The 12,461-nt window shown below is 48.2% G+C and carries 9 protein-coding genes; 4 read left to right on the top strand and 5 right to left on the bottom strand.

Features of this window, described 5'->3' with window-relative positions:
- Window positions 1–17: 17 nt before the first annotated feature.
- A complete protein-coding gene (locus tag ACR0K5_RS04705; protein WP_480628552.1) occupies window positions 18–368 on the top strand; it encodes a hypothetical protein in 351 nt (116 codons plus the stop codon).
- Here the strand turns inward: ACR0K5_RS04705 and ACR0K5_RS04710 are convergent.
- Entirely contained in the window at window positions 358–3,948 is a 3,591-nt protein-coding gene (locus tag ACR0K5_RS04710; RefSeq protein WP_480628553.1) for a hypothetical protein, read from the bottom strand. The two genes, ACR0K5_RS04705 and ACR0K5_RS04710, sit on opposite strands and share 11 nt — an antisense overlap.
- 124 nt (window positions 3,949–4,072) lie before the next feature.
- On the opposite strand from ACR0K5_RS04710, the gene ACR0K5_RS04715 reads away from it, so the two are divergent.
- Window positions 4,073–4,723 carry a hypothetical protein gene (locus tag ACR0K5_RS04715; RefSeq protein WP_480628554.1) on the top strand — a complete coding sequence of 217 codons (651 nt, stop codon included), beginning with the start codon at window positions 4,073–4,075 and terminating at the stop codon, window positions 4,721–4,723.
- Between the two features lie 3 nt (window positions 4,724–4,726).
- On the opposite strand, the gene ACR0K5_RS04720 is transcribed toward ACR0K5_RS04715, so the two are convergent.
- The 4 genes from ACR0K5_RS04720 to ACR0K5_RS04735 all read right to left on the bottom strand — a co-directional run bounded on the left by ACR0K5_RS04720 (window position 4,727) and on the right by ACR0K5_RS04735 (window position 10,797).
- Window positions 4,727–5,572, bottom strand: coding sequence for a hypothetical protein (locus ACR0K5_RS04720; protein WP_480628555.1), 846 nt, complete (start codon window positions 5,570–5,572; stop codon window positions 4,727–4,729).
- Window positions 5,573–6,222: 650 nt separating this feature from the next.
- Entirely contained in the window at window positions 6,223–7,365 is a 1,143-nt protein-coding gene (locus ACR0K5_RS04725; protein WP_480628556.1) for a phosphorylase family protein, read from the bottom strand.
- Window positions 7,359–7,823 carry a response regulator gene (locus ACR0K5_RS04730; protein ID WP_480628557.1) on the bottom strand — a complete coding sequence of 155 codons (465 nt, stop codon included), beginning with the start codon at window positions 7,821–7,823 and terminating at the stop codon, window positions 7,359–7,361. The genes ACR0K5_RS04725 and ACR0K5_RS04730 overlap by 7 nt, the downstream gene beginning before the upstream one ends.
- Entirely contained in the window at window positions 7,813–10,797 is a 2,985-nt protein-coding gene (locus tag ACR0K5_RS04735) for a hypothetical protein (protein ID WP_480628558.1), read from the bottom strand. The genes ACR0K5_RS04730 and ACR0K5_RS04735 overlap by 11 nt, the downstream gene beginning before the upstream one ends.
- Before the next feature lie 560 nt (window positions 10,798–11,357).
- On the opposite strand from ACR0K5_RS04735, the gene ACR0K5_RS04740 reads away from it, so the two are divergent.
- A complete protein-coding gene (locus tag ACR0K5_RS04740) occupies window positions 11,358–12,068 on the top strand; it encodes a DNA methyltransferase (protein ID WP_480628559.1) in 711 nt (236 codons plus the stop codon).
- A gap of 32 nt (window positions 12,069–12,100) precedes the next feature.
- Entirely contained in the window at window positions 12,101–12,361 is a 261-nt protein-coding gene (locus ACR0K5_RS04745) for a hypothetical protein (RefSeq protein ID WP_480628560.1), read from the top strand.
- Window positions 12,362–12,461 lie beyond the last annotated feature (100 nt).

Raw genomic sequence — 12,461 nt, forward strand, 5'->3', positions numbered from 1 at the left:
ATATTGAATTGATTAGCTTGATCAGCCGAGCATTTGATGAAGGGAGTGAAGCTTTGCAGACGCTTGAGAAATCAAGCAATGAAGGGCGGCAAACCATTTCTCTATTGAACGACTATGAATCAATGCTTCATCCAGATCAGCACTCACAATATTTGCAAGAAATAGACCCTCAAAATGAGATGCTACAGTTTTTTATTGGCCAGTTTAAAGAAGTTCTTTTTACGGATGTTGATCAAAAATCTCTTTATAGAACAAAACGCTCATCCGCAGATAGGGAAATTTCTCTTCCTGATGCTCTTAAAATGTTCGGTCTGATTGGTGTCCATGATGCGATTGAATATGGTTCCTACAAAAAAATTAACGCATAATCAAATCCGCCGAATTCATCACAAACTGTCGCAGTTCCTTACTTTCGCAAGGATAGCGCCCTTCAAGCGTCGATGCGCTATCGTAAGCAGACCCCCAATCCAACAGTGTTTTCTGCGTCCCCACTTTTGATTTCAGGGTCGGCAGAAGTGTTGGAAGATGTGTACCATAAATATGTACGGCGTGGCGCAGCGCCGGATCATCTGGATTTTCTGACAACCTTGTTCTTAATTGGCTCAAGGTTCGCGGATCGGAGCAGAATTCGGCGAAGCTTTCCAGCATGAAATATAGAAACTCCGGGATTCCGCGTTCATAATCAACCGCTCTGCCCTGATCGAGATAATCGGGATTAATGCGCGCGCTCATTTTGTAAACCGACGTTAGTTCAATCGGCAAAGCAGTTCCGCTGGCATCAAACGGCTTGTCCGTATCTTCGGCGAACGGATTAAACCCTGCGGCCTCCGCCTGAGCAAAATATGCATCGGATAGCTCGTAATCCTGAGCAATACCTTCTCCAGACAGGTACATTTGCCCAAGGTAATCCGCTGCACCAGCATGGTTTTGCGCCGCCGCAAACTCAAAGTACCCGAATGCCTCCTCAACCAGTCCAGCTTCATACAAAGCGCGCGCCAACTGAAAACTAAGAACGGGATCATTCGGGCGCAATTCGAGTTCGCTAATGCAGGCGTCAATCGCACGCTCCAAATCTTGAGGAAGGATAAACTCACTACCTTGTAAACCGTAGCGGCGCATCCTGTCTGCGGGATGTGCAGTGAGTTTATCGCAGAGCGGTGCGTGTTCCTGCGCGATCCTCCGAGCTTTGCTGATACTATCGGCATGCGGTAGGCCGTCCAGACCTTCTCGCCTGTGTTTCGGCTGGGTACCGCTGATATCGAAAACCCAGGTTTCAATCGGCCCATCAACTAGCGTAGATCGAAACACAAAACGTACGGTTCGTAGTTGGGGACAGCTTTGGCGCATTGTTTCAAGCGCTTGGAGCACGCCTGTTGAAACCGGAAACGTGCCCTGGTGCGACAGATCAATGGGATATTGAAGCTCGCCGACGACTTGTTCAGCACACCACTGACCGTTGGGCAACCACATGCCAACTGAATACTCATCCTCGGCAAATTTGAATAAGCCGTGTTTGGATTTCTCTTTGGTGCCATCAATTCGTGGAATATACCCAAATTCTGTTTCCGGCTCTGTATCAAAAATGATGAGCCTCGCATCCGCATCATCAATCCCGTCACCATAAATCCGCGTTAGAATGATGGCTGTTTCGAATTCGCGTTTTTCAAGCTCGGCGGCAAGTTGCGCAACGGTTGTGGATTCATTCCAACCTAGATGCCACAAGTAATCACCAGATCGGAAACCTGCTGCGAATGCCGGGCCATCCGGCGCGATGTGGTCGATTTCAAGATTTCTGTATCCGGCAAGTACGCCTTCAGAGTTACTGGCTGTTTCTATGACACTCATCCCAAGAAGATCACGGATGAGTTGCTGACGCGGATCGGTCATGGATGTGACTGGCCCTTCCGGCTTTGCGCCGCTCAAAGCAGCAGGCCGTAGCGCAGGGTCCAGCATTTCACCAAGCTGCCCTGCAATAAGCTCAATGCCCTTTCCAAGTGTCGCCGGACAATTTGCTACTTTGGGACCAACCATCAGCAGAGGATGTGGAATGGCATTCGTTGTTTCCCGTTGCTTGAGCGCACTGGAGGATAGTGATTCAGGGACATCCACCCCCCAGAACAATAGCTTTGGTGTGGTCCAGGAGTTGGAATTATTGCCGGGTATGTCTGGATGGAAATACCGATCATAAGTGCATTCGAGAACCGCACCAACAGCGGAAAGGGCTTGGTCAAGTTCAAGATCAAACAACTCTGAATCACCGCTTCTCCAATGATTGTAGAGCTCTGACATCCACACGTTTCTGGATTGCTGGCTATTGAATTTCGTTGGATCAAACAGTGCTAAAATAGGATCAATAGCGGTGTCGCTATGCAACGCGCGGGTTACGTCTTTTCCTTTGAGGCGGCGTACCGCTTCCTTACCTTGGCGATTGAAAAGCTTGGTTTTGTAATCTTCTTCAAAGAACCCGGAAGCCCCCGAAAACGTGTTGGGGTTCGCCGGGGGTAACAGCAAAACTATTTCACTTTCGACTATCTGGTCACTCACATCGATAGTTCTGGGTGGTTGGTCCGTCATATGTTGACGACGCTGCGCAGCCCTACGGATTTCCTGCTCAGCTTCCCAAGCAGTGTTTTGATCGGCTATACGGATCTCTTCTGCGGCTGCGGCTTGTTGTTCAGCAAGTCGTTCCTGTTCCTCTCGGAGCTGTTGTTCCTCAGCCAGTCGTGTATGTTCTTCCTTCTCATGCAATCGTTGCAACTCGGCTTCGACACGGCGGGCAAAATCTCCTCGCAAACTATCTAAGTGACTGTCGTACACTTGGATCAGTGGGCGAATACCCTGACTCACGTGATAGGTACGGAATTTCGATCCAGCAAAGTTTCTTCTGTCAATTTGTTGTTTGGTTCGTTCGGCAATGGCGGTTCCCTCAGTTTTTTGAATGAGGCCGTCTATCAGGTTCAACATCTCCCGATGCCGCTGCGAAAGTTCCTCAGAAGCGCATATGGCTTTCTGAGCAGGATGGATTGCGGTCGCACAATCGTAACCGGGACCGGGCGCAGGCAAGGCCAAAAGTTCTTCAGATGTGAACGGTGTAAACAAGGAATCCCATACGCCGATACGCTCTTTCATGACATCTGCAAGACAGGGAATATCCGCTCCACATGCCGAATACTGCTTGATCGTTTCCGAATTGTAGCCATAGAAATTAGGGGTCATTTCCAGATCATCGGACATGCGCGCGATAGCAGCTGCCGCCGCTTCTGGTAACTCTTCAAGCAGAGGAGATAGTTCTGGGTTAGTGCAAAACGGTGTATTTTCTGGGTTCTGACAGTCAAGCTTCACGATGTGCTTCTCGGCTTCCGCCAAATGCCTCTGTTCAAATGATCGCTCTGAACCGGGAACTTCCGATGAGACTCCGGGCGATTGTTCCGCTGTCACCGTTGATCCGCATGTATTTTCAAGCGCAGCCAAGTGATCAGACAAGCCATCGTGGAGGCTGATTGGCCCTGCGCCCCAATGCCCGCCAGCTTCCTTAATCCAGAGCCATCCGCCGCTCGTCTTTGCTGATCTTACACTCTGGAAAAATTGCCCAGCATCGGTGAAATCTGCGAACCCCATGCCTTCTATGTCGGTGTTTAGATCGGCAGGAGGCGATGGCACGCCTCCGACTTCAAGCAAGATCTGCTTGACTTCAAACCCGTCAGAATTTCTACGCGGCGTAGCCCAACGATCTATCAGTGACACACGAAGTGCGCCATTTTGGCAGGACAGGCGCAATATGTCGCGTCCACCAAGCTGAAATGCAATTGTCGGTTTTTCCAGTCCAGCGACTTCAACTTCCTCCCAGCTTTGAGCAAAGCTGTTGGAAGCAATAAAACCAGTGGAAATTGAGGCAACGAGGAGGAAAATGCCAAACCGCATACTTAAAACCCTCACATAACCAAACAACAAAAAATATGCTCGAAGGTTAGCGGCTGCATCAAGATACGTAAACAGTCGAGAGTCTCATGCGGTCCAATGGAAGACGGCAGACCGCTGTCGCTGTAGACACTCTGGCCCATCAGCGGGCAAGATGCGTGCATATTTTGAGGATCATACGATCATGCGCTTTTTGACTATCGTTTTCCTTTTGCTGGTTGCTCAGGATTTGCCTGCCCAAGAAACATCTCCGCCGACAACGGGCGACATGCGTGTTTTTATGCGCAGTTTGATGAATGCGCAGATGGAAGGTATCTATGTCGTCGACGTTACTAGGCAAAGCTGTGCAAAAATCACGTCGGGCTTAGTCCAGCGCGGCGTGGTCTACTTTCGAATTGATCATGCCTCAGCGGGGGAGCGGTTTGTTTATGATCGCGCGACCCATGATCGGTCTGAAAGCGGAGAGGTTCGAAAAGACGGCTCAATTCTTTATCGGCCGCTCCTAAGCTTCGATACTGAAACTGAAATGGGCGCTGCGGCACGAATTCTGGATTCTTGCGAAGTAGACCCCGAGCCTGCCTATCTAGAGATTACGAATGTGTTTCATGACGACGGCGAGGCTGTAATCTGGGAGGCCAGCCAGGCATCGGGATATTGTAAACGCCCATGGCTCAATGAAGACTGCGTGCTAGGGTGCTTGGAACATGTAGATCGCGGCGTGGCTGTACTTGTTTTTGCGAAAGGTCAACCTCGCGCAGATCATGTTATGCATGATGCAGGTTTCATCGCACATTGTACACCATAGGGCTTATGGCGCCGGACCCGCGCCAAAACCTGCCGTGGTATTGTACCCGGCCTTGTCTTCACGGTGCGCGTCAAGCTCCGCCAATTTTTCACGGATACTCTCCACTTGATCCGGTGAGAGTGGGCTATGAAGTGCGGTATCTGGTAAATCCATCGCCGCCGCGATTTCTGTATCGGGGTCCATGCCATCATCAATGGCTTGACGAAGACGAACCGCCATTTCGTGCACGTCATTCTCAAATACGGGTGTCTCCCCGGATTGAACCGCTTGCAGGGCACGGATCACATCCAGTTCTTTCACCATGCCTTCGGACGCATCTTCACTCATGACGATGGCATCATAAACTTCATATGCTGTGACCTCTTCGTGAAGACCAACACCCATATAGCGCTTTGCCGCGACAACGACGCCAAGGCTTTCGGCGTCCTGAGGGCTATCTTCCAATCCGGTTTCCAAAGCACCACTACGAAGGGTTTGTCCGGCACGTGCCGCATCAAGGCCGATATATCTGGCCTGTCTTTCTTCAAGTCCTAAATCGCGGGCTGCTTCATACGCTTGTTCCTGAGCCCATCGCCGATCCTGCCTGTTTTCAACTTCCAACGTGGTTTCAGCCATGCTCACGACATTTTCGACTACGCTTTCAATGGGGCTTCCGTTTTTGAGGGAATTGACGACCATATTGATGTTGTCAGGCCGTGTTTGAAAATAATGTGTGACAGCGAGCGTTGCCTGCGGATCATCCATCTTAGCCAGATGCTCGTGTAATGCAGCTTTAAAGTCCTCCAATAGCTCTGCGTCGTTCTTTGGTGTCTCACTGGCCGGATTAATGGCATCACCAGCGCGCGCCAATGCGGCTCGCAGATACAGCATAAGATCGGAGTTGTTCTGGCTCGTGTCCTTTTCCTTACCCATGCAGTTATATTACCAAACGGATGTTAATTCTTTGTTAACCTAGACTTGCGCAGCATATACCCGATTGCTGTTAGCCGAAGAAAAGAGGAGCGCGATCCAGTCCAATTGCGCAGAAGGCGAGATTCTTGCTGGCTGGGTCGATAACGCGAAAGGCAAGATGTTGGTGGTACTACCACCATCTTGGCAAGGGAACTCGCTGCGCGTTCCCGTTGCATCCCTCCGGCGGCTGGCTCGGATCAGGGAATTAACCCATCTCAGAGCCAGAAGAACGCATCCCCGTTCAATCAGTCGTCGGATTTGGAGACGTGCCTCTCCACCAACACCAAACCATGCACAAACGGATGCTCGTTTGATCGCCAATCAGGGAAGCGTTCCAGCTACCCCCGATACCCCCATGACCATTTCATGGAGACACTTCAGCGGGACCAGGAAGGGAGCACTTCATAGCTGCCCTTACCTTGGAACCATCCCATTGATCAAAGGGCGTCCCTGCCCTTGTGAAATCCTGACCAACCCTGCGCGGTTTGGATGCCGCCATCTTATCGAAGATGGATCACTCCTAAAAGCTTATCGTCCCGCAGCCAGATTTATTCAAAATAACGCGCAATTGCCTTTAACAGGAATCGGCTTGAAACGAAGCACCCGTAAGGTTGAAGCTCGTCACCCTTATTTTCATCTGCCAAATCCACAACAACTTTTGCACACAAAACGTCGGGTCTATTACTAGCCAGGTGAGCGGCACGATGTAACCCAAACACTTCCATATCGAGACCTGAAACTTTTCGATGATAACTTGCCACCTGAGACATATACTGGGCATCTGCTATCACTGCAGATCCACTAGTAAAAACAGAAAGCTTCGGATTACTTGTCTCGTGTGGTCTCTTTTTTCGCCAACCATCTTCAAGATCGAACGCAATATTATCGTCATCAATTAAGTGTCGAACAATTGCTCTCAAATTCTCGGACATTGCGTGTTGATAAGGTTCTGCTTCAAACCCATCCGTTGACCACTTACCCGTCTGGTATTCGTAAGTGGACTCTGCAATCAGCAGCTGCCCTAGCTTGGCCCGACCCTTAAAACCGCCACAAATACCTGACATACTGACGAGCTTTGGCGAAAATCTGTCAATACACTTTGCCGCAACAATAGATGCATCGACAAGTCCCATACGCGGCATTTCAATAACCGAACCTTGCTTATCACCGACTTTAATATCGTAGCGTGTAAGCCCATCACTTAAAACAGATTTTCCCTCAAGTTCTGGAAAAGCTAGGTAGGGTGAGCGTTCCTTGGGCAGCGCTGTGAATATCAGGAAATCAAACTTTGTTTTTGAAGACGATTGCAAGAGCAAGATGCGCAGCGCGCTTTTCCACACGTCACGATCTTCAAAATTGGCCAAGACGCAACCCTGTCGTTCAAACTTTGGCCGTATGTCCTCAAACTCATCAGGATATGCGCTGATAGCCAAAAGCTTCACTCTGCCGGTTGACGTTCGATCAATGTGCTGGAGAACACCAAGACCATTTTTATCGGCATCCGCTCCGTCGTAAGCTGGGATACGAACATCAATGACACAAATATCGACATTTTCATCGAACTTGCTAGTGAAATCAGCCATGGTGTCAGCTATCAAGATATCGAGGTTCGAATGCTCCAGTGACTCAAGAAAATCAACTATCTCATTAGTTTTTCTTTGGTCATCGTCGCAGATGAGTATTTTTACCATAATGTGTCCAAGATTTTCTTGATTTTATGTCGGTTTCCCGAGGATTTATATTTGTACAAAACCGCGCCCAGAATGGTTTGGTTGTACCTTCTACTTAACACTGATACCGCAGCTCTTAGCTTCACCCTTTTTCCTCCAAGGGAAATGTCAGGATATTGTGTAACGATTATTATTCCCATCTTTTTGTTTAATGTTTTTAACACACGCAATATTTCCACGCCCCCAAGGGCCTGATCGAGTCCACCATCAAGAACATCATCTTGCACGGTGAATGTCGGAAGCGCCATGTCCAGTAAAATCAGGTCGTAATCATTTTCTTCAACCGTCAGAATTGCCTGTCTCACGCTATCAACAACATCAATCGTTTTTTCACAACGAATAAATTCATTCAAATAGCCAGACAGCTCTTCTCGCTTGTGAGCTTCATCCTCCACCAAGAGTATACGCTTAGTCGTCATCTCGCCCGCTATCTACTTCAACCTTTAATGTAAAACGTAACTCAATCTCGTTGCCTACATTTGTATATTCGACCGTGTGAGAACCCTCGTTTAGTTTCGTGATGTATTTTAGCTTCTTCAATCCGGTATACCCTTCCGTCACCATATCTTGACCTGTTTCAGTGGTTGCAAGGGCCAGTTTTATTCTTTCAAGACAGTTTTCGATATCATTCGGGCTAACTGATGAAAGCACGGAAACCTGCACTCGATGCAGGTTGGTATTAGCCAAAGCCACAAAATTTGCATTAACAGACACAGGTGTATGAAAATCACCATGTTTAAAGGCGTTTTGCATTAACACCGCTAAGCAGTCGTAAAGTCGGTGAACGCTAATACCGTAGTACCGAGTGTCCGTTGCATTTCCTGTGACTTTGGTAGGGTTTTCTTCTCTACCAAACTCAATATCAATAATGTTGCTTAAGGACTCTATCGTAGCTGGCACAAAGCCTGTCTCAGGCAATCGAAACCAGTTGGCAACCGTTGTGAAAACTGAGTCTATGGCTTCATGAAGCTCAGCGAGAACTCTCTGCTCTTGTGGCCCCCTAAATCCGAACGTAGCGCTCTCCAACGCAGCTTTTATCTCTCCGGCCATCTTAACTTTGAACTGGCGAGAAGCATAGTCCAACTGAGGGGCAATCTGCTGCCAACAAAAGGTTATGACCAAATCATGCATCAGATCGGAGCCCGTGACTTTTAACGTCTCCGAAAGGCTATTTATATTGCGCCGTGTGGATGGGTCTGTTTGATCCAAAACAGGATCGAATAACGCATTTGGCTTACTAGAATCCCGAAACTGGAGAAACTCTCGTCTAATTCGTTCAATGTAGTTTTTATAAAACTTCAGCCACTCATCCAATGCAGCGCCAAATTTTGTTTTTATCGTGACTGGCCCGTGCATGGGGTTGTTCAAAATACCATCTATTGGGTCACTCATAACACCGTTCAATGTATTATGTCTAATTCTACGACCCAAATAGGACTCAATTCCGAATTCCGTATTCGTGCAGAATTCCTTAAAGGCTTCGCTTGCAATTTGACGTACCAATTGGGCGGCAGTGTTGGTGTAAACTTTAATAGATATTTTTGTACTTTCCCCGGCATCGTTACCAACTGGCGTTTCGATTGTCGCAGAAGTGGAAACTAGCTTTGGCAATAGTTCTTTATATTCTCTTACGTATGCAGATGGATTAGCCTCCAACCAATCTTTCATAGCCACCGAATCCACATACATTCTGCTAGTTTCAAAATACCTCTTCAATTTTGCGACTTGATTACGGGTTTCTATTGCTTCAGCTTCGATGATAAACTCGATTCTGTTAAGCGCTGCACCAATCGATAGTAAAATATCTCGCCGTACAAGGCTTGCCTCTAATGGAGACTTTATTAGTCTGTACATCTTTTGTAGAGTTGTATCATTTAATGAAAGAACTAAATAGTGCGCAACTTGTGGACTACTGACTATTAAGGATTCAATGAAATCTTGAATGCTTCCATTATAGTCTTCTTGAATAAGTCTTTCTAGTTTGTCCCTGTAAGCGAAGTCAACATCGGCGTCCGAGGAGCGCCCACGATACAGCGCGAGAGCAAGAACAGAAACCAACGCTCTTGTTTCGTCTGAAGCATTTAGATGCATTGTCTGAAGCTCATGCTCTTGCAGTAACGCATCCAAATCAGATGTGTTATTAAAGATATATTTAAAATCCGCTTCATCCAAAAATGATAATTCAACTGGATTTTGGATAAATCTAAGAAACAAAAAGGTTCGGTAAAAGTTATCTAACTTCACGTCGGGCTTGTTATGAAGCGCAAAGTCAAAATGCTCGTCAGTTCTGCGCAGAACATCGATGCTACTGAAGTTTTCTGACGGCCACTCTGTTATCTTGGGTAAGAGCGACGAGACCAGACGTAAGCCTACCACACAGTCTATGTCATTTCGATATTCACAGAGACGTGGAAACTCAAGAAATGCTGCACTTTTTCTATATAGGACAAGCGATTTTTCGAGCATCCGGTTGTCCAAATCCGATGCGTTTTTTACGATATCTGGCACATCGAGTTGTCCAATATCCTTTTGTGCTTCTGTAAGTGTACGGAACAATTCGTCCTGCAATACTGACTTGACAGTTTCTTCTAGGCTAGGAAATCGATGTTTCAAATTCAACAACACCCAAAGCCCATGAACCGTATCCAAGAGACTTGTTTCCGCAGCCCTATGGATAAATGCAGCAGCATCGCTCGCGGAAAACGGCGTGGAAACTAAGTTGTTTAGGTAGTGACTCCTGCGGAAATTCTGACCAACTTTTGACCTCATAGAATTTGTATGTCTACGGGCGACTGAGAATAGTGAGATGTCCGGTATCAAATTTTCCAGAGCGCTGTATTGTAGGGCCGGATGATCTGCATGACCCAGAACAGCATCAATCTCGTCCAATACGACGCTTTGCGGCTCTTTTGGATCACCGTTGGCTTTGACAAAAGCCAGCTTAAAACAAATGTAGTTTGAGGCCCCCCAACGTAGTGCAGCTGCTTTTATCGCGGTCGCAGCGTCTTCATGATCAACGACCGCAACCAAAGAAAGTAGTCGAATAGTCTCGATAGCATCGAGTGTATCTGAGCTCCAGCTGTTCAAAATCCCGCATGCGAAAGATAGCTCAAGCTCCAGAGATTTATCTGGCAAAGTGTAGCTTGTCCAAAGATCTTTCTGGGAAAGGCCGTGTATTTTTCGCCCGCGCAGACCTCTGGGCCCCTCGAGCATTTCTGCCGCTAGGCTCATATCTGCTACTGTGGCGTTGTTGCGAATTTTCTCCAAAATCTCGTTGTCTAATCCGGTCTTTTGAAATTGAGCCAAGGCCCCCCGTATTTCGTTTCGACGTGCCTTGGTGAACCTCTGAACTAAACCCAGAGAAAATTGAGTGTTGAAGGGTTGGGTCTTCACCTTAGGTACTATTGATCTCGCCAAATCAGTCTTCCAAAATATTGCCACACCAAGTTCAAAGCTTGGGAATGGTGCAGACGCTACGCTGTTCAGCAATCAGCCGCAAGCAGTTGTAGGTAAGCCTTACTACCGTTTGAGTTGCCACACTGAAGGTGAGTTGTAAGGAAAATCCTACATTGACATTTTGGGCCGTGAACCGAGCCTGTAGTCTCGGCCAGTACGGTTTCCATCCCTTGCGCAGAAGAGTTGTGGCGGCAGGCATGCCGCCAATTTCGTTTCCGCATGCCCTGGCATGCTTGGAACCTGTTCTTCCAGCTTAAATCGATGCGATGCACCTGACCCAATAGACCAAATCCTCCGGCCCGCTCCATTCCCCGGATAAATCCGGCTCCCGTGTTGTCAGATTTGGTCTTTGGGGCGCATCGCGTACGAACTCACATCCAATACGCGCGTCGTTACCTCCTTGCGCATTTTAATCTGGATGCTCGCCGCTGGGCAGAGGTTCAAGCGCGGGGCTGATTGTTCGTCTCTGCCTTCAATCTCAAGAAAGCGAGGATGCTATGTTTAAAGATCAAATTATTTGCGGTGATGCGATAAACGAACTCAAAAAATTGGAAGGTGAATGTGTTGATCTGGTGATTACCGATCCGCCTTATCTGGTGAATTACAAGGATCGCACGGGGCGCAAAGTTGCCAATGATACGAATTCAGACGGGGTGTTGCCTGCGTTTGGTGAGATTTTCCGCATTCTGAAACCTGATAGCCTGTGCATTTGTTTTTGCGGCTGGACGGCGCTGGATCAGTTTACAAGCGCATGGAGTGCGGCAGGATTTCATGTGGCGGGTCACATCGTCTGGACAAAACCCTATGCGTCCAACAAGGGACAAACGGCTTATCACCATGAATCGGCCTATGTGTTGGCAAAAGGGTTTCCGAAACGTCCCAACACACCCTTGGCTGATGTTCAGGAATGGACCTACAGCGGCAACCGAGCGCACCCGACAGAAAAGAGTGTCAATATTCTCACGCCGTTGATGCGCACATTTTCAAAGCCAGGAGATTTAATATGTGACCCGTTCGCAGGGTCGGGCAGCACTTGTGTATCGGCAGCACTGGCGGGGCGGCACTATCTGGGCATTGAACTTGAGGAAAAATATTGCCGTTTAGCCAAAGCCCGCCTTGCTGGTGTGGAACGCTACAATCGCAGCAAGGACGCACAAGCCCATTCCAACGCTTCAAATCCAACCGAGACAGCAGGGATTGCCGCGTAAGCGGCAGATCCCCATCAAAGGGGGAAATAGGCATGGAAACTCACAATATCACATGGCGCAATATCGATATTGAAATCTCGTTCACGCCGGAGGAATTTGGCATGGTGGATCATATCGAATTGCGCACCAACCTCCGCGTGCCGCTACCAGTCACCGAAACGGGCTATAAATCGCATTTCATTCCGGTTGGCACGGTTGAAGCGCATGGGGGCGTGGTATCCTTTGTAACAGCATGGCTGGATCATGAGGCAAGGCGCACAGGCTGGAACGGGGCGCAACTGTCATTGTTCTGACAAAAAAATCGCGCCCGCCATACGGCGGGCGCTCTATCGTCCGTTAAAAAAGTGGACTCGAGAGCGAAGCGTAGTCAAGTTTGGAGCTAAACAGAAAATT

It is taken from the genome of Ruegeria sp. AB9 (assembly GCF_056542585.1).